21 protein-coding genes are annotated in these 24,043 nt (G+C 71.8%); 7 read left to right on the forward strand and 14 right to left on the reverse strand.

Going from position 1 to position 24,043, the window contains the following annotated elements:
• Positions 1–4: 4 nt before the first annotated feature.
• Positions 5–1,108 (forward strand): helix-turn-helix domain-containing protein, encoded by a 1,104-nt coding sequence (locus AC3IYJ_RS36665; RefSeq protein WP_489398829.1) that lies wholly within the window; start codon positions 5–7, stop codon positions 1,106–1,108.
• A gap of 71 nt (positions 1,109–1,179) precedes the next feature.
• Positions 1,180–1,680, forward strand: coding sequence for a VOC family protein (locus tag AC3IYJ_RS36670; protein ID WP_489398830.1), 501 nt, complete (start codon positions 1,180–1,182; stop codon positions 1,678–1,680).
• Positions 1,681–1,690: 10 nt separating this feature from the next.
• Here the strand turns inward: AC3IYJ_RS36670 and gadC are convergent, their stop codons facing one another.
• The 7 genes from gadC to AC3IYJ_RS36705 form a co-directional block, all read right to left on the reverse strand.
• Positions 1,691–3,130, reverse strand: coding sequence for a glutamate/gamma-aminobutyrate antiporter GadC (gene gadC / locus AC3IYJ_RS36675; protein ID WP_489398831.1), 1,440 nt, complete (start codon positions 3,128–3,130; stop codon positions 1,691–1,693).
• Positions 3,055–4,209: an LLM class flavin-dependent oxidoreductase gene (locus AC3IYJ_RS36680; RefSeq protein WP_489398832.1), complete on the reverse strand. Its 1,155-nt coding sequence runs from the start codon at positions 4,207–4,209 to the stop codon at positions 3,055–3,057. The genes gadC and AC3IYJ_RS36680 overlap by 76 nt, the downstream gene beginning before the upstream one ends.
• Positions 4,206–5,009, reverse strand: a complete 804-nt coding sequence (locus AC3IYJ_RS36685) for a GNAT family N-acetyltransferase (RefSeq protein ID WP_489398833.1) — start codon at positions 5,007–5,009, stop codon at positions 4,206–4,208. Before AC3IYJ_RS36685 ends, AC3IYJ_RS36680 begins: the two co-directional genes overlap by 4 nt.
• Positions 5,010–5,022: 13 nt before the next feature.
• Positions 5,023–6,069, reverse strand: a complete 1,047-nt coding sequence (locus tag AC3IYJ_RS36690; RefSeq protein WP_489398834.1) for a transporter substrate-binding domain-containing protein — start codon at positions 6,067–6,069, stop codon at positions 5,023–5,025.
• A 104-nt stretch (positions 6,070–6,173) separates the two neighbouring features.
• Positions 6,174–6,938 (reverse strand): amino acid ABC transporter ATP-binding protein, encoded by a 765-nt coding sequence (locus AC3IYJ_RS36695; protein ID WP_489398835.1) that lies wholly within the window; start codon positions 6,936–6,938, stop codon positions 6,174–6,176.
• Positions 6,935–7,936, reverse strand: a complete 1,002-nt coding sequence (locus tag AC3IYJ_RS36700; protein ID WP_489398836.1) for an amino acid ABC transporter permease — start codon at positions 7,934–7,936, stop codon at positions 6,935–6,937. The genes AC3IYJ_RS36695 and AC3IYJ_RS36700 overlap by 4 nt, the downstream gene beginning before the upstream one ends.
• A 136-nt stretch (positions 7,937–8,072) precedes the next feature.
• Positions 8,073–9,065: an amino acid ABC transporter permease gene (locus AC3IYJ_RS36705; protein WP_489398837.1), complete on the reverse strand. Its 993-nt coding sequence runs from the start codon at positions 9,063–9,065 to the stop codon at positions 8,073–8,075.
• A 729-nt stretch (positions 9,066–9,794) separates the two neighbouring features.
• On the opposite strand from AC3IYJ_RS36705, the gene AC3IYJ_RS36710 reads away from it, so the two are divergent.
• The 3 genes from AC3IYJ_RS36710 to AC3IYJ_RS36720 are packed head-to-tail and all read left to right on the forward strand — an operon-like array spanning position 9,795 to position 12,846.
• On the forward strand, positions 9,795–10,997 hold the full coding sequence (locus AC3IYJ_RS36710) for an LLM class flavin-dependent oxidoreductase (protein WP_489398838.1): 1,203 nt from the start codon (positions 9,795–9,797) through the stop codon (positions 10,995–10,997).
• On the forward strand, positions 10,994–12,064 hold the full coding sequence (locus AC3IYJ_RS36715; protein WP_489398839.1) for an ABC transporter substrate-binding protein: 1,071 nt from the start codon (positions 10,994–10,996) through the stop codon (positions 12,062–12,064). Before AC3IYJ_RS36710 ends, AC3IYJ_RS36715 begins: the two co-directional genes overlap by 4 nt.
• Positions 12,065–12,093: 29 nt before the next feature.
• Complete coding sequence (locus AC3IYJ_RS36720; protein WP_489403039.1) at positions 12,094–12,846, forward strand: amino acid ABC transporter ATP-binding protein; 753 nt, start codon at positions 12,094–12,096, stop codon at positions 12,844–12,846.
• A gap of 22 nt (positions 12,847–12,868) precedes the next feature.
• On the opposite strand, the gene AC3IYJ_RS36725 is transcribed toward AC3IYJ_RS36720, so the two are convergent.
• Both AC3IYJ_RS36725 and AC3IYJ_RS36730 read right to left on the reverse strand, forming a co-directional pair.
• Positions 12,869–14,071 carry a glycosyltransferase gene (locus AC3IYJ_RS36725; RefSeq protein ID WP_489398840.1) on the reverse strand — a complete coding sequence of 401 codons (1,203 nt, stop codon included), beginning with the start codon at positions 14,069–14,071 and terminating at the stop codon, positions 12,869–12,871.
• A 223-nt stretch (positions 14,072–14,294) separates the two neighbouring features.
• A complete protein-coding gene (locus AC3IYJ_RS36730; protein WP_489398841.1) occupies positions 14,295–15,272 on the reverse strand; it encodes a helix-turn-helix domain-containing protein in 978 nt (325 codons plus the stop codon).
• Positions 15,273–15,377: 105 nt separating this feature from the next.
• Here AC3IYJ_RS36730 and AC3IYJ_RS36735 point away from each other — a divergent pair, with 105 nt between their 5' ends.
• Positions 15,378–16,409, forward strand: coding sequence for a saccharopine dehydrogenase family protein (locus tag AC3IYJ_RS36735; RefSeq protein ID WP_489398842.1), 1,032 nt, complete (start codon positions 15,378–15,380; stop codon positions 16,407–16,409).
• Positions 16,410–16,473: 64 nt separating this feature from the next.
• On the opposite strand, the gene AC3IYJ_RS36740 is transcribed toward AC3IYJ_RS36735, so the two are convergent.
• The 4 genes from AC3IYJ_RS36740 to AC3IYJ_RS36755 form a co-directional block, all read right to left on the reverse strand.
• A complete protein-coding gene (locus AC3IYJ_RS36740) occupies positions 16,474–17,910 on the reverse strand; it encodes a beta-propeller fold lactonase family protein (protein ID WP_489398843.1) in 1,437 nt (478 codons plus the stop codon).
• 179 nt (positions 17,911–18,089) lie between these two features.
• Entirely contained in the window at positions 18,090–18,413 is a 324-nt protein-coding gene (locus AC3IYJ_RS36745) for a putative quinol monooxygenase (RefSeq protein ID WP_489398844.1), read from the reverse strand.
• Between the two features lie 96 nt (positions 18,414–18,509).
• Positions 18,510–19,706, reverse strand: a complete 1,197-nt coding sequence (locus AC3IYJ_RS36750; protein ID WP_489398845.1) for an amino acid aminotransferase — start codon at positions 19,704–19,706, stop codon at positions 18,510–18,512.
• The gene (locus tag AC3IYJ_RS36755; RefSeq protein WP_489398846.1) at positions 19,699–20,727 is read right to left on the reverse strand and encodes a DMT family transporter; all 1,029 of its coding nucleotides are present in this window, start codon (positions 20,725–20,727) and stop codon (positions 19,699–19,701) included. Before AC3IYJ_RS36755 ends, AC3IYJ_RS36750 begins: the two co-directional genes overlap by 8 nt.
• Before the next feature lie 128 nt (positions 20,728–20,855).
• Between AC3IYJ_RS36755 and AC3IYJ_RS36760 the strand changes: the two genes are divergently transcribed.
• Entirely contained in the window at positions 20,856–21,320 is a 465-nt protein-coding gene (locus AC3IYJ_RS36760) for an Lrp/AsnC family transcriptional regulator (RefSeq protein WP_489398847.1), read from the forward strand.
• A gap of 7 nt (positions 21,321–21,327) precedes the next feature.
• Here the strand turns inward: AC3IYJ_RS36760 and AC3IYJ_RS36765 are convergent, their stop codons facing one another.
• Positions 21,328–23,913 carry a SpoIIE family protein phosphatase gene (locus tag AC3IYJ_RS36765; RefSeq protein ID WP_489398848.1) on the reverse strand — a complete coding sequence of 862 codons (2,586 nt, stop codon included), beginning with the start codon at positions 23,911–23,913 and terminating at the stop codon, positions 21,328–21,330.
• Positions 23,914–24,043: the final 130 nt, after the last annotated feature.

Raw genomic sequence — 24,043 nt, forward strand, 5'->3', positions numbered from 1 at the left:
CTCCTTGGGGTTCGAACAGCCGCTCGATCCCGGGCAGGGTCCCCTGGCCCGGTTCGCCTGCGACCTACGGGAACTGCGGCGCCGGGCGGGCAGCCCGCCCTACCGGGAGCTCGCCGCCCGGACCCACTACTCGGCTTCGACCCTGGCCGCGGCCGCCGCCGGACACCGGCTGCCGGGGCCCGCCGTGCTCGCGGCCTTCGTACGTGCCTGCGGCGGCGACCCGGACGACTGGGAACGGCGCCGGGTCCGGACCCACGAACTCGTCACGGGCCGGCCATCGGACCCGGACCCGGCCCTGGACCCGGCAGTGGATCCGGCCCTGGCCCCGGACCAGGACCCGGCCGCGCCCCCGGATCCGTCCCCGGCGGTGTCGAGCGCGGTCCGCGGGAGGACGCGGAGGGCGGCGGCCCCGCACCGGTCCACCGGGCTCACGGCCGTCATGGCCGTCGTGCTGGCCTTCGCGGCGCTGGTGCACGGGGACGCGCCCGCGCCGGTGTCCGGGTCCGGTACGGACCGGCCTCAGGAGGCCGCCTTCGCCGTGGCGGGCCCACGACTCCAGGGCGACGCCCGGTGGTTGCGCACCGACACCGACATCCCGAAGCGCTACCGGAGCCTGATCGTCCAGGCCGGCACCCTGTGCGGCGTCCCCCAGATCACCCCCGCCCTGATCGCGGCCATGCTCCAGGCCGAGAGCGGCTTCGACCCCGAACTGAGCGACCCGGACAAGGACGAGTACGGCATCGCCCGCTGGACACCCCGCGTGCTGCGCTACTACCTGCCGCCCGACCGGCAGGGTGCGGTCCCCGTCCCGCCCCTGACCCCCGAGGACTCCATCCCCGCGCTGGGCAGGATGCTCTGCGCCATCGCTCCGGAGCTCGAAGGGGTCCCCGGCGACCCGGCCCTCAACCTCGCCGCCGCCTACCGCACCGCCACCTGGACCGTGCGACAGCAGGACCCCGGACTGCGGCGCATCCAGCCCTACCTCGACCAGGTGCACAGCAACCTGCTGCGCTACCGCCCGGCGTCGGGATCCGGGTCGGGATCCGGATCGAGGTCGAGTCCCGCACCCGCGGATCCTGCTCCCCGGAGCCTCCCCGGACTCGAGTAGTTCGAATTTGAACGGTATGGTGGAGGCAGCCCGCCCGGGCCATTCCCCTCGAGTCAGCGGGAGCACCTCGCATGTCCGTCCGCCGCCTGAACCACGCCGTCCTCTGGATCCGTGAGGTCGACCGTTCCGTCGAGTTCTACACCGACGTCTTCGGTTTCCAGGTCGACCACCTCATACCGGGCCGCGCCGCCTTCCTCAGCGCCCCGGGCAGCCTCAACGACCACGACCTCGGGCTCTTCGCGCTCGGCGCCGACGCGCCCGGCCCCGAGCAGGGCCGGGTCGGCCTCTACCACCTCGCCTGGGAGGTCGGCACGCTCGGCGAGCTCGCGGAGCTGGGCCGCACGCTCACCGAGCGCGGCGCGCTGGTCGGTGCGTCGGACCACCTGGTCTCGAAGTCCTTCTACGCGAAGGACCCCGACGGCAACGAGTTCGAGCTGATGTGGCGCGTCCCGCGAGAGGACTGGCCCGCCGCGGACGCCGACCTGCGCCCGGGAGCCCTCGACCTGCAGGCCGCGATCGAGCGCTGGGGCGCCGACCTCGCCACCGGCTCGGCGGCCGGCTCCGCCAGCTGAGCGGCGTTCCTCACGGCTCCCGGTGGTCGGGGTGGACCCAGCTCGGCTTGCGGAACCTCAGGAAGCAGAGCGGCGCCAGGACGCCCAGGGCCAGCAGCCCGCCTCCGACGATCAGCAGGTAGCGCCACAAGGGCTGGCCGCCGAACTGGTCCGGCGGTACGAAGCCGATGAACAGCGCGGCGACGGAGGCCACGGATCCGACCCCGGCCACCCAGTTCACCGCCGGGACCCGGAAGCCGCGCTCGACCTCGGGCCGGCTCCTGCGGAGCCTGACCACCGCCGCGAACATCAGCAGGTAGGCGATCAGGTAGATCTGCACGGTGATCACCGAGAACATCCAGTACGCGCTGGAGACGTCGTCGCTGAACGCGTACAGGATGCCGATCAGCGTGGTGATCACGCCCTGCGCGACCATGATGTTCTGCGGGGTGCCGTACTTGTTGAACCGTTGGAAGACCGGAGGCAGATAGCCCTCCTGGCGGGACAGCAGGACCAGGCCCTTCGCCGGCCCCGACAGCCAGGTGAGCATGCCGCCGAGCGCGGCCGTCACCAGCATCACCCCGACGACCCTGGTCATCCAGCCGATGTGGAAGTGGTCGAAGAACGCCTGGAAGGCCTGCATCAGGCCGGCGGTGAGGCTCAGCTCCGAGGCCGGCATCACCCAGGAGATGGCCAGGGCCGGAAGGATGAAGATCAGCAGGACCAGGCCGGTCGCCAGGAACATCGACTTCGGGTACTCGCTCCTCGGCCGCCGCAGCGAGGAGACGTGTACGCCGTTCATCTCCATGCCGGCGTAGGAGAGGAAGTTGTTGACGATCAGGACCAGGCTGGCGAGCCCGGTCCACGGCGGCAGCGCGTGCGACGCGGTCATGGGCTGCGCGGACGGGTTGCCCTGGCCGAGGAAGACGAGGCCGAGGGCCACCAGCAGCACGCCCGGGACGAGCGTGCCGATGACGAGCCCCGCGGAGGAGAGGCCCGCGACCGTCTTCGTACCCCGTGAGGAGATCCAGACCCCCGTCCAGTAGACGACGACGATGACGATCGCGACGTACGGGCCGTTCTCGGCGAGCCTCGGGTTGACGACGTAGGCGAAGGTGCTCGCCACGTACGCCAGCAGGCTCGGGTAGTACGCGATCGTCATGGCGAACTGGCACCACACGGCGAGGAACCCGAGCGGCTTGCCCAGGCCCTCGCTCACCCACCGGTAGATGCCGCCGGACCAGCCCGAGGCCAGCTCGGCGCCCACCAGCGCGGTGGGCAGGAGGAAGACGAGGGCCGGGAGCAGGTAGAGGAAGATCGCGGCGAGACCGTAGATCGCCATGGACGGCGAGGGCCGCAGGCTGGCGACGGAGGCGGTCGTCATCAGGGCGAGGGTCACCCAGGAGATGAACTGCCTCTTCGTGCCGTCGCCGACCGTGACCTCGTCGGGGGCGTCTTCGGTGGTGGCCATGGCCCCATGCTCGGTCCCCGCACCGGGTCGCGCACGACGGCCGGGACCGGCGGGTCCGGGATCTCGCGGCGCAGGACCGGGGCGATCTCGGACTGGAAGAGTTCGAGGGAAGCCCGGTGCCGCCCGGGGTCCAGGAAGCCCGCGTCGGCCTGGAGGTGGAGCAGGGTGTGTCCGAGCCGCTCGTGGTAGCGGTGCACCTTCTCGATCACCTGCTGCGGACTGCCGATCAGGGCCGAGCTGCGTTCCACGAAGTCCTCCAGCGTGGGGAAGACCGGCTCGACGCCCAGGCTCCGCTGTGCGGCGAGGTACCCCTGGAAGGCCGACTCGAAGGCCTTGACCGCCTCCTGCGAGGTGCGCGCCGCGTGGTAGCCGGCGGTTCCCGCGCCCACGGCCGCCAGCGCCGGGTCGTGGCCGTGGTGCTCCCAGCGCTCCCGGTAATACCGCACCAGCTCGGCGTACGGCTCCACCGGATGGGTGACGTTCGCCGAGAACAGCGGATCCCCGTAGCGGGCGGCCAGCTCGACCGACTCCCGGCTGGTCGCGCTGCCGTGCCAGATGCGTACGGGTCCACCGAGGGGGCGGGGGAGCACCTCGGCGGCGGACAGCGCCGGGCGGTGGCGCGGGCTCGCCGTCACCTTGTCCTCCCGCCAGAACCGGCGGAACAGCTCGTAGCCCTCCGCGTTGCGCTCCCACTGGTCCTCGGCGCTCACCTGGAACAGCTCCCGCTGCGCGGAGCCGTTCCCCTTGCCGATGATCAGTTCCAGACGCCCGTCGGAGAGGTGGTCCAGCGTCGCGTAGTCCTCGTACGCGCGGACCGGATCGAGCAGGCTCAGCGTCGTGACGGCGGTGAACAGTCGGATCCTGCGGGTCAGCGCGGCGATGTGGGCGAGGATCACCGGCGGCGCGGACGACAGGAACGGCAGCTCGTGCCGCTCTCCCACCCCGAACCCGTCGAACCCCAGCTGCTCAGCGAGCACCGCACCGTCGACCACCTCGCGGAACCGGTCCCGGGCCGGTTTGGTGCGCCCGGTCGCCGGGTCGGGCGGGTTGGCGATGAGGGTGATGGCCAGGAACTTCACAGGACCTCGCTTTCCGGTACCCGCACCGCCATGAAGGAGGGCCGGCGGCGCAGGGTGAAGCCGAGCGATTCGTAGAGGCGGATGGCGTTGGTGTTGGCCGCAGCCGTGTGCAGGAAGGGGACGTCCCCGCGGTCCCGGATGCCGGCGGCCACCGCGCGCACGAGCCGGGTGGCCAGCCCGCCGCCCCGGTGGTCCGGGTCCGTGCACACGGCGCTGATCTCCGTCCATCCGGGCGGCCGCAGCCGCTCCCCGGCCATCGCCACGAGGCGTCCCCCGCGCCGGATGCCGAGGTACGTGCCCAGCTCGACCGTCCGGCGCAGGAACGGCCCCGGCCGGGCCAGCTCGATCAGGTCGAGCATCTCGGGAACGTCCGCCGGCCCGAGCCGGACCGCCTCCGGATCGGCTTCGGCGCGCAGCGAGGTGTCGACCAGCTGGACCCCGGGGACGGACCACACGGTCTCCCACCCCTCGGGGGCCGCGAAGACCCCCGAGACCCCGATGACGGCACCCGGCCCCGCCAACGCGGCCAGATCCGCCCAGGAGCGCGGATCGGCCGGGTCGGCGAGGGCGGCGAAGGGGGCCACGTCCGAGGGGTAGCGCGCGGCCCGGGCGACGGAGCCCGGGCCGCGGCCCGGGGCCTGATCCGGTCCCAGGTCCGGGGCCCGGCCCGTGCCGGTGACGGCGAAGCGGGCGTGCGGGCCGTTCAGCGCGGACCACACGGGGTTGTCGAGGACGTGCTCGCCGACGCCACGGGGGGCGAGCGCATGCCCGTCGAGGAGACGGGGAGTGGATCGCGTCATGTGGGCTTCCCGTTCAGGAATTGCTCAGCGGCAGGCCGGGCGGGTTGACCTCGGAGACGGTGACGGCCTCGGGGGTCAGGTTCCAGGCGGCCAGGAGCTGCCCGTACTGCCCTCCCTTGATCAGGTGGTTGATCGCTTCCGCGACCGGCTCCGCCAGGCCGCTGTCCTTCTTGGCGGTCGCGGCGATCAGGCCCTGGAGCGATTCGCCGGCGCCGGAGAACTGGCCCGCCTCGCGGGTGGGGGAGGAGCTCTGCGCGGTCTGGGTGACGTGGTAGGCGACGGCCGGGTTGGGGCCGAAGCTCACGTCGATCTTCTTGCCGCTCAGGGCCAGGTAGGTGCTGTTGACGTCGGGGAAGTACTTGACCTCGAAGTCCTTGCCCTCGGTCCGCAGCTTGGTCTGCCACTCCAGCAGGATCTTCTCCTGATTGGTGCCGCGGCTCACGGCGACCGTCTTGCCCGCCAGATTGCGGTAGTCGCCGGAGAAGTTCCAGGAGTCCTCCTTGTTGACCTCGAAGGCGAGGTTGTCCTTGCGGTAGGAGGCGAACTCGTACTTCTTCTTGCGCTCCTCGGTGACCGTGACGTTGTTGAAGGCGACGTCGACCTTGCCGCTGTCGATTCCGACGAAGAGGTTCTCCCAAGTCGAGTTCCGCACTGTGGGCTTGAGGCCGAGCACGGCGGCGACCAGACGTCCCAGGTCGGGCTCCGAGCCGGTCAGGGTCTTCTGGTCGGTGCCCACGTACGAGATCGGCGGCGCGCCCGCGGGGAGCGCGCCGACGCCGATGACCAGCTCGCCCCGGCTCCGTACGGCCTCGGGCAGCCGGGCGCGGATGGCCTCGACCGTCGACACCTTCAACTCGGCCTGCTTGGCTGCCCCGTTGGAGAGGGCGCCGACGGTGATCGCGCCGGCTGCCGCCGGGCTGCCGGATCCCGCCCCGCCCGGAGCGGACGCGGCGCTCTCGCCACCGCAGGCGGCGAGCCCGAAGGAGAGTACGGCGGCGGAGGTGGTGGCGAGCAGGCCGCGGGTGAATCTGGAGCGCGGGGCAAGGAGCGGGGATCGCATGGCAGTCCTTCGTGGTTCGGGGTGGGACGGGTGGGACGAATGGGTGGGTGGAACGGGGTGGGCGGAATGCGTACGCGGCGTGCGTGCGCGGTGTGCGCGGCGGGTCAGAGCACCTTGCTCAGGAACTCCCGGGTGCGGGGGTGCGCTGGATGGTCCAACACCTGCGCGGGGGGACCTTGTTCGACGATCCGACCGCCGTCGAGGAAGACGACCTCGTCCGCCACCTCACGCGCGAAGGCGATCTCGTGCGTGACGATGATCAGCGTGGTGCCGCTGTCCGCCAGGTCCTTGATGACGGCGAGCACCTCCCCCACCAGCTCCGGGTCCAGCGCCGAGGTCGGTTCGTCGAAGAGGATGACCTCCGGCCGCAGCGCGAGGGCGCGGGCGATGGCCACCCGCTGCTGCTGTCCGCCGGACAACTGCCGTGGATAGGCAGTGGCCTTGTCGGCCAGGCCGACCCGGGCGAGCAGCTCGTCCGCCAGTCGCCGGGCCTCCGCCCTGGGCAGCCGTCCCGTCGCGACGGGGGCGGCGGCCACGTTGTCGAGCACGGTCAGGTGCGGGAAGAGGTTGAAGTTCTGGAAGACGAATCCGATCCGGCCCCGCTGGGCCAGGATCGCCTTCTCGGTCAGCTCCTTGAGGCGGTCGCCGTGCCGCCGGACCCCGATCAGCTCGCCGCCCACGCTGACGTGGCCGGACTCGGGCTTCTCCAGGTGATTGATCACCCGGAGCAGCGTGGACTTGCCGGAGCCGGACCGGCCGAGGACGGCAGTGACGGTGCCCGGCCGGACGGTGAGGTCCACGCCATCCAGGACCTGTTGGGCGCCGTACCACTTGTGTACGCCGCGCACTTCGACGGCGGCCGTGGTCATATCGCCGCCTCCGTCCGCAGCCGCTCGCGCAGGGCGCTCAGCCCGGCGCGGGCCTTCTGCAGGGGAGTGGGGGGCAGGGTGCGCAGCGCACCGCGCGCGTAGTACCGCTCCACGTAGAACTGCACGACGGAGACGACGCTGGTCAGGATCACGTACCAGACGGTGGCGACGAGCAGCAGCGGCACCACGTCGCCCGGGTAGGTGGCGCCCATGCTCTGTACGGAGCCGAACAGGTCGAGCAAGGACACGTAGAAGACCAGTGAGGTGGCCTTCAGGAGCCCGATCAGCTGGTTCACGTACGAGGGGACGATGGAGCGCAGCGCCTGCGGGAAGACGATCCGAGCGAACTGGTAGCGGCGGGGCAGGCCCAGTGCGGACGCCGCCTCGTGCTGGCCCTGGTCGACGGAGAGGATCCCGGCCCGTACGACCTCGGCCGCGTACGCCGCCTCGCACAGGGAGAGGCCGACCACCGCGACCACGATGTCGGACGCCACCTTCGACTCGTCGAAGGTGAAGAACGCCGGGCCGAACGGTACGCCGACGCTCAACGTGGCGTACAGCGCACTGAAGTTGTACAGGAAGAGCAGCACCACGATCAGTGGCACCGAGCGGAACAGCCAGATGTACGCCCAGCTCACCGCCCGCATCACGGGGTTGGAGGAGAGCCGGCCGAGGGCGAGCACCACACCTCCGAGCAGCCCCAGTACCGCGCTGTACGCGGTCACTTGGAGGGTGACGAGGAGCCCGTCGACGATCACGGGACGGGTGAACCAGTAGCCGAACCGGTCCCATTGGTAGAACGAGTTCGTCAGCAGTCCGTGGACGGCCTGGGCGAGCAGTACGAGTACGACGGCCGTGGCCACCCACCGCCAGGGGCGGCGGACCGGCAGCACCCGGTCGGCGCCACCGCGGCGGGCCGGTGGGCGGGCGGATCCTCGGGGTTTCGGGGTCGGGTAATCGGGTGGGGCGGGGCGGGCGGTCACAACGGATTCGGTCACAGAGACTCCGGCGGTTCGGCGGGTTATCCGCTGACGTCCTTATCTGCGGCGTAAACCTGGCACCCCCGATTTGGAGTGTCAATGAATTCCATATCGGGAGCGGGGGATTGAATGCCGATTTCATACGCCGTACATATCAGGCCCGTTCGTGAATTCTCTGTATCCGGCGGCCGGGCCGCGACAGCCACCGCCGCCACGGCGCCGGCGGCACGGCGCGCGAAGCTCCGCGCGCGTAGTGCCGCTCGATGTAGTACTGGCCTGCGCTCAGTACGGTGGTGACGGCGATGTACCAGAGGGTGGCGACCATCAGCAGCGGGATGACCTGGTAGGTCTGGTTGTAGATCAGCTGCGTCGAGTACAGCAGGTCGTGCACGGCCAGCACGCTCACGATGCTGGTCCCCTTGAGCGTGCCGATCAGCATGTTCCCGGCGGTCGGCACGATCGAGGTCATCGCCTGCGGGACGACGATCCGGCGCAGGGTGCGCCACCTGCTCAGGCCGAGCGCCTGCGCGGCCTCGACCTGGCCCGGGTCCACCGAGAGGATGCCGCCGCGCACCACCTCGGCGGCGTACGCCGTCTCGTGCAGGGTCAGACCGATGACGGCGGTCAGGGTCGGGCCGAGCAGGTTGACCGTCTTCACGGTGAAGAACTCGGGGCCGTAGGGGATGCCGAGGCCGAGCGTGAGGTACAGGGCGCCGATGTTGAACCAGAACAGCAGCTGCACCAGCAGCGGAGTGGACCGGAAGATCCAGACGTAGCCCCAGCTCAGGGTCTGCAGGACCGGGTTGTCGGAGAGCCGCATCACCGCCAGCACCGTGCCGAGGAGAAAGCCGAGCACCATCACCACGGCGGTCAGCCACAGCGTCAGCAGCAGCCCGTCGAGCACGGCGGCGGTAGTGAAGTACCGCCCGACCACACCCCATTGGAAGGCCTCGTTGCGGACGACAGAGACCAGCGCCATCGCGAAGACCAGCAGCGCGGCGCAGGCGGCCACCCCGCGGCCGAGGTGCCGGCGCGGCACGATGCGGGGCAACTCGTCCTCGTGGCGAAGGCCGTCGGGAGATCCGAGGGTGCCGGGGGGATCGGCGGGCGTTTTGGACAGGGCGGAGACATGGGAAGAGGTGGCCATCGGAAGGCTCTCCAGGAGAGGGATCGCGGGCAGGGGTGGCCGCCCGGCGCCATGCGCGGAAACCCGGCTGGGGTCCCCGTGTCGGCTGCGGTGTGCGGGAATTCGTGTCGTCACGCCCGCCGCGTCCCTCAACGCGGCGGAGGGGCCCTAGGGCCCCGTCCTGCGCCGATCGTATGCGGGTGAAGCGTGACGGTGTCAACCACGTGTGCCCGGGGCGTCCACGGCGCCGCGCAGCCCGTGAGCAGCGGTCCACGATCCGGGTCGTTGCTTGACGAAGAGCAGCTTGTACTGCTCAAGTAGTCGCATGAATGCCCAGCAGCGCTTGGTTTCGCGCGACTACATCGACTTCGGTCGGGTGTGGTCCGCGGCGTGTTGCGCCTGACTCGGCAGCGGGCTGTCTGACCGGCCCTTCCCTCCCTCGGTGATCCCGTCGTGGGCCGGACCATGCCTGCGCACCGCCTCTGCTCGTGGCAGCAACCCGCCTGCGGACACGGTGTTTTGAGCCCCGATGTGTGCGCTGCCGCGCCCTCGAATCCCCCGACGCTCCGCGTCGTCACGCCCGTGCCGTCCCGCATCCACGTTCCTGACGACACCTCATGTGCATTTCCTGGGGCGTCCGTTCGCCCATGCCCGGGGCTCGCCGACCCGAGCCCGTGCGCTCTCACCCATGCCCGCGTGCGATCCGCCACCTCCGCACGCGATCCACCGCCCTTGCGAAAGGCCATCCACATGCCCGTGGAATTCCTCGGCATCGCCGCCACCAACGACGCCTCCGAAACCACCGCGCGCTCCGGCGCCGTCTTCGACAAGGAGTACACGCTCCGGCTCGCCCGCGCCCACGAGGACCACGGCTGGGACCGGGTGCTCTTCGCGTACGGCTCCGGATCCCCGGATCCCGCACCGGCCGCCGCCTACATAGCCGGCAAGCTGGACCGCCTTCAGCTCCTGCTCGCCCACCGGCCCAACGTCTCGTACCCCACCTTCGCCGCCAAGACCTTCGCGACCCTCGACCAGATCAGCGAGGGGCGCCTCGCCGTCCACTTCATCACCGGCGGCAACGACCACGAACAGGCCCGCGAGGGAGACACCCTCACCAAGGACGAGCGCTACGCCCGCACCCGCGAGTACATCCAGATCGTCAAGAAGGCCTGGACCGCCCGGGAGCCCTTCGACCACGAGGGCGAGCACTACCGCTTCCACGACTTCGTCAGCGATGTCACCCCATACCAACAGCCGCGCCCCAACGTCTCGTTCGGAGGTTCCTCGCCCGCCGCGTACGCCGCCGGAGGCGCCGAGGCCGACGTCTACTGCCTGTGGGGCGAGCCGCTGGAGCGGACCGCCGAGCAGATCGACTCCGTAAAGGCCGCCGCGCGGGCTGCCGGCCGCACCGATGTGCCGCGCATCCAGGTGGCGTTCCGGCCGATCATCGCCCCGACCGAGGAACTGGCCTGGGAGAAGGCGCACCGCACCGTGGGCGCCATCAAGGAGCGGCGCGGTGCGGGGCTCCCGCGGCGCCACAGCGAGGGCATCTCGCCGACCGCGGCCCCGCAGAACGCCGGCTCGCAGCGGCTGCTCGCCATCGCCGAGGCGGGGGAGCGCTACGACCGGGCGCTGTGGACCCCGACCGCGGCCGCCACGGGCGGCGCGGGCAACTCCAACGCACTGGTCGGCACCCCGGAGACCGTGGCCCAGGCCCTGCTGGACTACTACGACCTCGGCGTCGACATCCTCTCCGCCCGCGGCTACGACCTCCTGGGCGACGCCATCGACTTCGGCCGGTACGTGATCCCGCTCGTCCGCGAGGAAGTCGCCAAGCGCGACGCCGAGCGCGGCGGCGTCGACCGAGGCGCTGTCGATCGAGGCGGTTCCGGGCGCGACGAAGCCCGCGCCGCGCTGCACCCGCAGCAGGCGCTCGCCGTGGTGCGCGGATGACCTCCGCGGCGCCCGCACCCGGCCCCTGCGCGACGACTCCGCCTCCGCCCCCGCCTCCGCCTCCGCCTCACCACACCCGCCCGTCGAAAGGCCTCTCCGCCGTAAACCTCCCCGCGCACGGGACCCGTACCCGCCTGCGCACCGCTGCCGCCGCCCTCGCGATCCTGCCCCTCCTGGCCCTGGCGGGCTGCGGCTCCGCCGATGGCGCCACCCCGTCCGCGCCGGGCGCCCAGGCGTCGCCCTCGACCTCCGAGGACCCGGTCGCGGCCGTGGTGACGGTGGATTCCGCGGCCGCCCTGCTCCCCGACGACGTACGCAAGGCGGGCACGCTCCGGGTCGGGAGCTCCGTGGGCTCGCCGCCCTCGGTGTACTACCCGAACGGGCAGAACAAGAAGCCCGCCGGCCAGGACATCGACATCGCCGACGCCGCGGCCAGGGTCCTCGGCCTGAAGCTGGAGCGGCAGGACGCCTCCTTCGAGACGATCCTGCCCGCCCTCGGCAGCGGCAAGTACGACTTCGGCACCGGCAACTTCGGCGTCACCGCCGAACGGCTGAAGACCATCGACTTCGTCACGTACATCAACGACGGCCAGGGCTTCGCGGTCAAGACCGGCAACACCACGCTGACCGGCAAGGTCTCCGACCTCACCCAGCTGTGCGGACTGACCATCGGCACGGGCGCGGGCACGACCTTCGAGAAGACCCTCACCGCCCAGCAGGGCGTGTGCGCCGCGGCTGGGAAGAAGCCGTACGAGGTGAAGGTCTTCGCCGAGCCGGGCGCCGTCACCACCGCCCTCCAGCAGGGCCGGATCGACGTGGTCATGTCGACCATCAACGGGCTGCGCCACCAGGCGGCCCAGCCCGCGGCGCAGACCACCTTCCTCGGCGAGTACCACCGCCTCGACGTCGGATTCGCCTTCAAGAAGGGATCCCCGCTCACCCCCGCCTTCCAGGCCGCCGTCAACGAGCTGATCAAGAACGGTACTTACGCGCGGATCCTGAAGAAGTGGGGTACGGACGCCTCCGCGATCGAGACCTCGCAGACCAACCCCGCCGAGCACCAGTGAGCACCCACCCGGACCAGGCCCCCGAGGTCATGGTCGAAGTCCGCGGCGTCCACAAGAGCTTCGGGCCGCTGGAGGTACTGCGCGGAGTCGACCTCCAAGTGCGCACCGGCGAGGTGACCGTGATCCTCGGTCCCTCCGGTTCGGGCAAGTCCACGCTCCTGCGCACCATCAACCATCTGGAGAAGGTGGACCGGGGCTGGGTCGGCATCGAAGGGGAGCTCATCGGCTACCGCCGCTCCGGCGGAAAGCTGTACGAGCTGAAGGAGAAGGAGGTACTGAGACAGCGCACCCGCATCGGGTTCGTCTTCCAGAACTTCAACCTCTTCCCGCACCTCACCGTGCTGGAGAACCTCGTCGAGGCCCCGGTCTCGGCGCTGCGCCGGGACCGGGGCGAGGCACGGCGGACGGCCCTGCGGCTACTGGAGCGCGTGGGCCTTTCCGAGAAGGCCGACGCCTACCCGCGGCAGCTGTCCGGAGGCCAGCAGCAACGGGTCGCCGTCGCCCGCGCCCTCGCCCTGGAACCAAAGGTGCTGCTCTTCGACGAGCCCACCTCGGCGCTCGATCCGGAGCTGGTCGGGGAGGTCCTGGACGTCATCAAGGACCTGGCCCGCGCCGGAACCACCATGGTCGTCGTGACGCACGAGACGGGATTCGCCCGCGAGGTGGCCGACACCGTCGTGTTCATGGACGGCGGAGTCGTCGTGGAACAGGGCCCACCCGCCGCCGTCCTGGACAAGCCGCAGCACGCCCGAACCCGCGCCTTCCTCTCCAAGGTCCTATGACGACCCGGACGACCCGGGCGACCTAGACGACCTGGTCCCGTCCCATCGCGTCGAGCAGCAGCTTCGCCGCCACCGCCGTCCCGTCGGTGCGGATCGTGCCGGCCACGCCGGCCGCTCGGGCGCGGACCTCGGCGGTCAGGACGGCCTTGAGCGCGGTCGACAGGGACTCGAAGGTCGGGTTCGGCCCCTCGTGGGCCGCGCCGATGCCCAGCTCCGCCACCCGGTCGGCCCAGTACGGCTGGTCAGCCAGCTGGGGGACGATCACCTGCGGCGCGCCGGCCCGGGCGGCCGTCGTCGTCGTACCCGCGCCGCCGTGGTGCACGACGGCGGCCACCCGGCCGAACAGCTCCTGCTGGTTGACCTCGCCGAGGGCGAAGCAGTCGTCCTGGTCGTCGGTCAGGGCGAGGTCCGCCCAGCCGCGGGAGATCAGCACGCGCCTGCCCTGAGCGCGGACGGCGGCCACGGCCACCCGGGCCACCTCCTGCGCTTCGCGCAGCGGCATGCTGCCGAAGCCCACGTACACCGGCGGAGCGCCGGCCTCCAGGAACGCCTCCACATCGGCCGGGAGCGGCCGTTCGTCCGGCTTGATCCACGCGCCGGTCTGCGACACGCCGCGGCCCGAGGGCTCCGGCGCCGGCTCCGGCCACGGGCCGAGGACCGGGTCCGCGGCCAGCCACGGGCGGTCGGTGAAGACGTGGTCGCGTACGTCGTCCACCGCGGGCAGGCCGATCGAGGCCCGCAGGCCGTTGATGCCCCCGCCGAACAACTCGTTCATGGTCTCGGCGTTCAGGTCCCACAGCACCTGGTTGTCGGTCACCTCCGGCGGGGCCTGCCGGCCGGGCCACACGAGCGGAGGGTGATGCGCGGAGGGCAGGTAGGTCGGGAAGTAGGACACGAACACGTACGGGATGCCCAGCTTGTCGGCGACCGACCGCGCGGCGGCCGCGGCGGGCATCAGACCGGTCGCCACGACCGCGTCGCACCCCTCGGCCACCGCGGCGAGCGATGCGTACGTCGAGGCGGCGATCCTGGCCGCGCGCTCGGGCAGGGTCAGCGCCACCTTCGGCTTCGTCTCCGTCACCGCCTCCGTCGCCATCTCGCGGATCGACTGGCCGAGCGGCACCAACGGGAGGCCGACACCGTCCAACAGCTCCGCGAAGTCCGGCGGCGCGCACATCCGCACCTCCGCGCCCAGTGCCCGCAATCGCAGGGCGAATCCCGCCATCGGTTCGATGTCTCCGCGAGACCCGTATGCCACCAGCAACACCCGCATGTGCGACTCCAACTTCCTTAGATTTCGGCCTGGTCGGAGGATTCTGCGACAGGAAGGGGATCTTGCCGCAAGCCCCCCTGTGCGCTATATGTTGAGAGTGGAAAGGAGCGGGCCTTCCCCCTCTTCCCCGTCATCCGCCGATCGACCGGTTCGCTGATCCGTCCGGGCGGTTCCTCTACCGCGAGGACTCGGCTCGAAACGTCCGGCGGTAGGTGTCCGGGGGCACGCCGACCGTCCGGTTGAAGTGCCGGCGCAGCGTCGTCGCCGTGCCCATGCCGGTGGCCGCCGCGATCGCATCGACACTGCTGTCGGAGTTCTCCAGCAACTCCTGTGCGAGACGGATCCGTTGGACGAGCAGCCATTGCAGAGGAGTGGTCCCGGTCGCCGCCTTGAAGTGGCGGCCCAGGTGGCGCGAGCTCATCCGGGCCCGGCGGGCCAGGTCCTCCACGGTCAGCGGCTGGTCGAGACGTTCGATCACCCAGGGCAACAACTCCGACAGCGCGTGGTGGTCCTCCTGGGCGGGGACGGGGCTGGTGACGAACTGAGCCTGACCGCCGGCCCGGAGCGGTGGTACGACAAGCCTGCGGGCGGCCGCGTTGGCGACGGAGGAGCCGTGGTCGAGGCGCACGAGGTGCAGGCACAGGTCCAGCGCGGCGGCCTTGCCGGCGGAGGTGAGCACGCTGCCGTTGTCCACGTAGAGCACGTCCGGGTCCACCTCGACCCGCGGATAGCGGTCGGCCAGGGTCTCGGTGTGCGCCCAGTGGGTGGTCGCACGCTTCCCGTCCAGCAGACCGGCGGCGGCCAGCACGAACGCGCCCGTGCACAGCGAGGCCACCCGGGCCCCGGCCTCGTGGGCCGCGCGCACCGCGTCGACGAGGTCGCCGGGCGGCTCCACGTCCACATCGGCCCAGGCGGGGACGATCACCGTGTCGGCGCGCCGCAGCCGGTCGAGCCCGTGGCCGGGCTCGAGCCGGTACGGCCCGACCCGCACTGCGCCCGTTCCGCAGACGGAGACCTCGTACCAGGGGTCGACCACGCCGGCCGGGAGGCCGGGGGAGGCCGGGGCCGCGGGTGGTGAGCCGAAGATCTCGTACGCCACGGACAGTTCGAAGTGCAGCATCCCTTCGGTGACGGCCAGCGCGACAGTGGTCATGTCCGAAAGTGTACGCGTCATGTCGTTCCAGACACTCGTGCCGGATGCCCACCGCTGTCAGGATTGCCGCAGCGGATCATTCGGGCACGGACGGGGGAGAACCCAATGGGAACGGCGCAGACGGTGACGGTGTTCGGGGCGTACGGGCACACCGGGCGGTTCGTGGTGGCGGAACTCCTGGAGCGCGGGTTCCTCCCGGTGCTCTCCGGCCGCGACCCCGGCAAGCTGAAGGAACTGGCGGGGTCCCACCCGGGCCTCGACGTCCGGCCCGCCACGGTGGACGATCCGGCTTCGCTCGACCGGGCGCTGGCCGGTGCGGCGGCCGTGATCAACTGCGCCGGCCCCTTCGCCACGACCGCCGCCCCGGTGATCGAGGCGGCGCTGCGCGCCGGGATCCCGTACGTGGACGTGGCGGCCGAGATCGAGGCCAACGTCGACACGTTCGCGCGGTTCACGGACCGGGCCCGGGCCGAAGGAGCGGTGGTCCTCCCCGCGATGGCCTTCTACGGAGGCCTCGGCGACCTGCTGGCCACCGCGGCGATGGGGGACTGGACCGGGGCCGACGAGGCGCACGTCGCGTACGGGCTGAACAGCTGGCACCCCACGGAGGGCACGCGCCTCGCGGGCAAGGTCTCCCGCGAGCGCCGCGGCGGCCGGCGCGTCCGGTACGCCAACGGGCAGCTGGAGTACCGCGACGACGCGCCGCCCACCCTGGAGTGGACCTTCCCCGACCCGATGGGCACCCGGTCCGTCGTCGGGGAGTTCACGATGGCCGATGCGGTCACCATCCCCCGCCACCTGCCCATCCGCGAGGTGAGCAGCTACATGACGACGGAGGCGGCCACGGACCTGTCGGCCGCCGACACCCCGGCCCCGACCCCGGTCGACGACAGCGGCCGGTCCGCGCAGACCTTCCTCGTCGACGTCCTCGTGCGCTCCGGCGGCGCCGAACGGCGAGCCGTGGCCCGGGGTCAGGACATCTACGCCGTCACGGCGCCCCTCGTGGTGGAAGCGGTCTCCCGCATCCTCACGGGACGCACCACGACGGTCGGCGTCGCCTCCGCGGGCGAGCTCTTCGACGCGCCGGACTTCCTCCGCGCGCTGTCCCCGCACATCTCCTTCGAACTCAGGGACTAGCGGCCCCGGTTGCCCGGATACCCGCAGGCCGGCGATCCGCCGGTCCTGCGGGCGGACCGACCGGTCAGGTGCAGTTGATGATGAGCGAGGTGAGCGCGGTGCAGGTGCGGCTGCCGCTGTCGTTGGCCGCGTTCGGGTCGGCCGGACTACTGGCCGTACGGGTGGCGGTGACGGTGTAGGCGGTACCGAGACTGAGGAGCCCGACGGGTGCGGTGAAGCGCCGGGTGGTGCTCGCGCCCGCGGCGAGGTTCGTCACGGTGCAGGTGACGGCGCCCGAACCGGCGGTGCAGTTGGGGCTGGTGGCGCTCATGGGGGCGGGCAGGCGTGCGGTGACGGTGCCCGTGGCGGCCGTCGAAGGCCCGTTGTTGGTGATGGTCAGCGTGTAGTCGATGTGCCCGTTGAGCAGGCCGGGCACGGGGGTGGCCGTGAGGGCGACCGCGAGGTCGGCGGCCAGTACGGGGGTGATGGTGAGGGCGACGGGTGCGTAGCCGGTGGCGAGCGTCCCGGAGAGGGTGTTGGTGGCGGTGTCGATCACGGACAGGCTGTCGCCGCGGTAGTTGGCGACGTACAGGTGCTTGCCGTCGGGAGCGAGGGCGATGTCCACGGGCGAGGATCCGACGGGGACGGTCGCCAGGATCGTGCCGGCGGCCGCGTCGATGACGGAGACGGTGGAGGAGAGCACGTTGACGGCGTACAGGCGGGCGCCGTTGGAGGAGACGGCCACGGCCTGCGGGTAGAGACCCCCGGTGTCGAGGGTGCCGACGACGGTATTGCCGGCGGTGTCGATCACGGAGACGGTGTTGCTGGAGTTCCCGGTGACGTAGAGGCGGGTGCCGGCCGGGTTGAACGCGAGTCGTCGGGGATCGCCAGCCACGGGAATGCTCGCGGTGACGGTGTTCGTGGCGGTGTCGATCACGTCGACGCGGGAGTCCGCGGTGCGGGTCACGTAGACGCGGGTGCCGGCCGGGTTCACCACCACGTACGACGGGTCACCGGCGACGGGGATGTTGGTGGTGAGGGTGTTGGTGTCGGGGTTCAGGACGTTCACCGACTGGGCCGACCTGTCGGCCACGTAACCGCGCTTGCCGTCCGGGGTGAAGGCGATCTGGGCGGGGGCCTGCCCGAAGGGGAACGTGGCCGTCGCGGTGTTGGTGGCGGTGTCGATCGCGGTCAGGGTGGCGGCGGCGGAGTTCGACACGTACACCCGGGAGCCGTCCGGGGTGGTCGCGGCCTGGGTGGGGCCGTCGCCGACGGGGATCGTGGCGAGGGTCGCACCGGTGACGGTGTCGATCGCCGTGACGCTGTCGGCGTCGTTGTTGGCGACGTAGACGGTCGGGTGCGCGGGCGCGGCGCCCTGCGCCGAACCGGCCGCCGCGGTCAGGGTGCCCGCGGCGAGCACCGTGGCAGCCGCCCAGGTCGTGACGTGGCGGGGCAGGCCGATTCGGCGCAGCCCGAATCGGTGTAAGGCCGCGGGTCTGATCGTCGTCGCGTCCATGCTCATGGTGATGCTTCCTCCCCATGTGGGCCCCCCCGCCAGCGGCGTCGGGGGCCCGTCATGCGCGCGCCGTGTCGTCGCGTCGGCACGCATCGCACATGATTTTGGCCGCCCGGAGCCGGAGACAAGGGGCTCTTGGGGCAGCCGTTACGTCCGGTTGCGGGGGAGGGGCCGACGGGCGGCGGTCAGTCGATCTGCAGTTCGCCCATCCGGCTCCAGCCGGTGGCGCCCTCGATGGTGGTGCTGACGATCTCGGGCGTACGGGTGACCAGGGGCCGGATGGTCTCCAGAGCGGCGCGGAAGTGCTCGGAGGTGACGTGAGCTTCCGCGGCGTCGTCCTGGAACGCCTCGACCAGGACGTAGGTGTCCGGTTCCTCCAGGCTCCGGGACCACTCGAACCACAGGTTGCCGGGCTCGGCCCGGGTGGCGTGGGTGAACTCCGCCACCAGTTCGGGCCATTGGGCGACGTATTCGGGCTTGACGGGGAATTTCACCACAATGAAGATCATTCCCTCATTGTAGGCACGCCCCTCCCGGCCCCCGCCGCTCTGGAACCGGGCCGCGCCGCCCGCCCGCCGCCCTGGATCCGGCCCCCGCCGCCCGACCTAGCCCCGGGTCTCGTCGAGCACCCCGGCTATCCCCTGCGCGAGGCAGGGGATCCGGTCCGCCGGGATGCCCGCGATGTTCACCCGCCCCGAGGTCGTCCCGTAGACGGCGAACCGGCTGCGCAGCCGGATCATCTCGTCCGCGTCGAGCGGCAGCATCGAGAACATCCCCTTCTGCCGCGCGAGCACGTCCGCCTGTGCGCCCCAGCCCAGCGCGGTCAGCCGGGTGGTCAGTTCCGTCCTGTTGACGGTGATCCGGCGCCGCATCCCGTCCAGTTCGGCCAGCCAGGTGGCCCGCAGCCCCTCGTCCCCGAGGACCGTCGTGACGATCGCCGCGCCGTGCTCCGGCGGCATCGAGTAGAGCGTCCGGGCGGCGTTCTGCAGAGCCGTCTCCGCGTGCCGCAGCGACTGGCGGGACGAGCCGAGCACGACGGCGCAGCCGGTGCGGTCGCTGTAGAGGCCGAAGTTCTTCGAGCAGCTGATGGCGAGGAGCATCTCCGGAACCCGGTCCGCGAGCATCCGGGTCGCCGCCAGGTCGGCTTCCAGGCCGTCGCCGAGACCGTGGTACGCGAGATCGACGAACGGAACCCAGCCGCTGCGGACCGCGAGCGCCGCCAGCGCCTCCCAGGTGTCCGTCTCCGGATCGACCCCGGTGGGGTTGTGGCAGCACCCCTGGAGCAGGACGACGTCGTCGCGGCGGGCGCCCTCCAGGTCCTCCAGCATGCCCGCGGCATCGGAGCGCCCCTGCGCGTCCACCCAGCGGTACGTGCGCACCCTCAGCCCGGCGGCCTCCAGGATGGGCCGGTGGTTGACGTAGGCGGGATCGCTGATCCACACCGTGGTCCCCGGCCGGGTCCGGCAGATCAGGTCGGCCAGGAGCCGCAGCGCGCCGCTGCCCGCGACGGTCTGGACCGCCACGGCCCGCTCGGCCGCCGCCGCACCGGACCCGAACACCATCGACAGCATCGCCCGGTTGAAGGCGCCGTTGCCGGAGAGCCCGCGGTACTCCTTGGACTCGGAGCGCTCCGCCAGGCGTATCTCGGCCTCGCGCACGGCCCCCATGACCGGGGTGGCCCCGGTGTGGTCGCGGTAGACCCCGATGACCAGATTCAGGCGCTCGGGCCGTACGTCGGCGTGGAAGGCCTCGGTCAGGTCCCAGAGCGGGTCGACGGGCGGCGGGAGGAGGAGCTCAAGCATCTACGGGACCCTTGGAGTCGGCCTGGGAGCTGGGGACGGGGACGGGGACGGTGGCGGGCAGGGGCACGGGGAGGGAACCGGGCCGGGGGCGCCGGTTGGCGAGCACGACGCCCGCGGTGATCAGGGGTACGCCGATGAGCACGGTCAGGGTCGGCGACTCGTCCAGCAGCGGCACGGCGAGCAGGACGACCGCGACGGGACTCAGGCTCCCGAAGACCGAGCTGCGCTCCGCGCCGAGCCGGCGGATGGCGAACGCGTACAGCAGGCCGGCGCACAGACCGACCCCGAGCCCCTGCACCACCAGGAACAGGGCGATGTCGCCGCCCGCCGCGGACGCCATGCCGCTGGGCAGCACCCCGGTCACCACCAGCAGGGCGATGATCGCGAAGGAGGGCAGGCACAGCAGGCCTATCGAACCGACGGGATCGAGGTCCACCTCCTTGAGCCCGACCGTGTACAGGGCCCACAGCCCGCTGGCGACGAGGAGGATCCCGGCGCCGGTCAGCACCTGGGTGTTCAGTGGAACGACGTAGCGCCAGACCAGGGCGACCACACCGGCCGCGATCAGCGCGAGCCCGGCCGCCTGCGTCCCGCGGGGTGCGCCGCGACCGCCGGCCACCATGAGCGCGCAGACGAAGAGCGGGACCATCCCGGGGACGATCGAGCCGACGAAGGCGGCCGAGGTCAGGGAGCCCCCGTACATCGCCGCGAGGAAGAACGGCACGCCCGCCCCGCAGACGATCTTGGCCGCGGTGGCCGGGCGCACCGCCATGATGCGGCGGCGGCGCCGCCACAGCGCGGGCGCCAGCACCACCACCGGGACGCCGAAGCGCAGCAGCGCGGCGTCGGCGGGCAGGAGGGAGGAGGCGCTCAGGGCCCGCGCGCTGAGCGCGAAGGCCGCCCAGATGGCCACGGTCACCAGCAGCGCCACCATGCCCCGCGCCTGCGGGGAGAGCGGCCCGCGGCCCGCGGCACCGGTGTGCGGGGGCGCCGTGGCGGGCCCGGCGTTCGTCGTGACCAAGGAGGTTCCTCCAGCCTCAGGGGGCCGGATCCGGCCATGGGGCAACGCTAGGCCTTTCCTCGGGGCAGTCGATTGCGAGTTCTGCCACCCAGACATAGCTTTGGGGCAGAATCTGCCAAGGAGTGACCATGGACGCAGTCGATCTGCACATCATTCGCGAGTTGCAGGCCGATGGACGGCTGTCCAACCAGGACCTCGCCGACCGGGTCCGGCTGTCCCCGTCGCCCTGTCTGCGCCGGGTACGACGCCTGGAGGAAGCCGGTCTCATCCGTGGTTACACGGCCATGGTCGACCAGGTCGGCTTCGGGCTCCCGATCACCGTCTTCGTACGGATACGGCTGGAACGCCACACGGGCGAGGCTGTCAGGGTCTTCGAGGACCACGTGGCGGTCATCGAGCACATCCAGGACTGCTACCTGATGGCCGGAAGCAGCGACTACCTGCTCCGCGTCGTCATCGAAAGCCTCCAGGCGTACGAGGCCCTCGTGCGCGACCGGATCCACGCCATTCCCGGAATCGCCTCGATCGAATCGAGCTTCGCGTACGGCAGCGTGAAACAGTCCCGGATCTACCCGAGCCCGAGCGCCCCGTGAACCCCGCTCAGAGCTCCCCGGCCTCCGGCAGCTGCTGCTCGGACCAGATGATCTTCCCCTCGGGGGTGTAGCGGACCCCCCACCTGCGGCTGATCTGCGCCACCAGGAAGAGCCCGCGGCCCCCCTCGTCGGTGGTGGCGGCGTACCGCAGGTGCGGTGTGGTGCTGCTGCTGTCGAAGACCTCGCAGGTCAGCACCCGGTCGTGGAGCAGGCGGACGCGGACCGGCGCCCCGCCGTGCCGGATGGCGTTGGTGACGAGTTCGCTGAGCACGAGCTCCGTGCCGAAGGCGAGCTCGGACAGCCCCCATGCCTCCAGCTGCTCCACGGCCCGGGCCCGGCTGGCCCCGACGGCGCTCGGTTCGAACGGCACCTCCCACTCGGCGATGCGCTCCGCCTCCAGCGCCCGGGTGCGCGCGACCAGGACCGCCACGTCGTCCCGGGGCCGTTCCGGCAGCAGCTCCTCGAGGATCGCCCGGCAGGTCTCCTGCGGTCCCCGGTCGGCGTGGGTGAGGGCCGCACGGAGCAGGCCGAGCCCCTCGTCGATGTCGCGGGCGGGGTCCTCGATCAGCCCGTCGGTGTAGAGCACGAGCTGGGTGCCCTCGCTCAGGTCCAGCTCCGCCGACTCGAAGGGGAACCCGCCCAGCCCCAGGGGCGGGCCCGGGGGCAGGTCCGGCATCTCCACCGTGCCGTCCGGCCGCACCAGGAACGGCGGCACGTGCCCCGCGCGGGCCATCGTGCAGCGCTGGGTCACCGCGTCGTAGACGGCGTAGAGGCAGGTGGCTCCGAGCAGGCCGTCCTCGCTCTCGCCGCCCTCCCCGCTCTGGTCGATGTACTGGACGAGGTCGTCGAGCCGGGCGAGGAGTTCGTCGGGGGGCAGGTCCAGGGAGGAGAAGTTGAGCACGGCGGTGCGCAGCCGGCCCATGGTGGCCGCGGCGTGCAGACCGTGGCCGACGACGTCGCCGACGACGAGCGCGACCCGGCTGCCGGGGAGCGGGATCACGTCGAACCAGTCGCCGCCGACCCCGGAATGCGCGGGCAGGTAGTAGTGCGCCACCTCCACGGCGCTCTGCTCGGGCAGGTCGCGCGGCAGCAGGCTGTGCTGGAGCGTCACGGCCAGGGTGTGCTCGCGGGTGTAGCGGCGGGCGTTGTCGATGGTGATTCCGGCCCGGGCCACGAGCTCCTCCGCCAGGGACAGGTCCTCCTCGTCGAAGGGGGCCGGCTTGCGCGAGCGCCAGAAGTTGGCCACGCCGAGCACCACGCCGCGGGCCTTGAGCGGGGCGGTGATCAGCGAGTGGATCCCGTAGTCGATGATCTCCTGCGCCCTGGGAGGGTCCTGTGCGATCCAGCCGTGCGCCTCGGCCAGGTCGGCGACCACCTCGGCCCGGCCGCTGCTGAGGCCGCGGGCCTGGGGCGTGGAGGGCAGGAAGCCGATCAATTTGCCGCGCGGATAGAGGGGCGAGTCGTCCCGGATGCCGCTGACCGCGGTGCGGAGCAGCTCCGCCGTCGGGGTGGGCTCGTCCCCCTGGACCACGGGCTCCGCCAGGTCGACGGTCACGAAGTCCGCGAAGCGCGGTACGGCGACATCGGCCAGCTCCTGGGCCGTCCGCTCCACGTCGAGGGTGGTGCCGACTCCGACGCCGGCGTCGTACAGCAGCTTCAGCCGCCTGCGGGCCGCGTCGGCCCGGGTGCTGAGGACGCGCATGTCGGTGGAGTCGCGGATGGTGACGGCCGAGCCCTCGGGCCCGCCGCCGGGCCGGGTCGGCCGCTGGTTGATCACCAGCAGCCGCTCCCCGGCATCGTGCACCTCGTCGGTGGCCTCCCGGCCGGAGACCAGGAGGTCGGCCAGTTGCCGGTCGAGGCCGGGCAGATCCCGCACGTAGGACCCCTCGGCTCCGGGTCCCAGCCTGAGCAGCCGCTTCGCCTCGTCGTTCGCGAGCAGCAGCCGCCTGGCGCCGTCGATGATCAGCACGCCCTCGCGCACGGAGTGCAGCACCGCGTCGTGGTGCTCGTACATCCGTGTCATCTCCTGCGGGCCGAGCCCGCGGGTCTGCCTGCGCAGGCGACGGCTGATCAGCGCCGAGCCGGCGGTGGCCAGCGCGAGGCCCGCGGCGCTGGCGCCGAGGATGACGGGGAGCTGCCGGTCGAACACGCCGGTGACGTTCTTCACGGTGAGGCCGGCCGACACCAGCCCCACGACCCGGCCGTCCGTCCCGAAGACCGGCACCACGGCCTGGATCTCGTTGCCCAGGGGGCCGTGCACGCTCTCGGTGTACACCCGGCCGGCCAGGGAGGGGCCGATCGTGCCGACGAACCTCTTGCCGATGCGGTCGGGCAGCGGATGGGTGTAGCGGATCCCGTTGGTGTCCATCACCACGATGAAGTCCACCCCGGCGGCCTTGCGCGTCGCCTCGGTGATGGGCTGCAGGACGGTGGAGGGATCGGGGGAGCGGAGCGTCTCCCGCAGCCCGGGTGAGTGGGCGAAGCTCTCCGCGACCGCCACGGACCGGGTGCGGGCCTCACGGTCGATGTCGCGGCGCGACTGGAGCACCAGGGCCAGTACGGCGGCAGCGGCGAGCAGCACCACGACCGCCACCTGAAGGACGAATACCTGGCGGGCGACGCTTCGCGGGCGGTTTCTGCTCAGTGACCGCACCGACGTCCCCGGTACGGGTTGCAAGGACCGGTCACGAACCAGTTGTAGCACCCCTGGTGGCCCGGGGGGT

This window comes from Streptomyces sp. GL_140 (genome assembly GCF_057834465.1).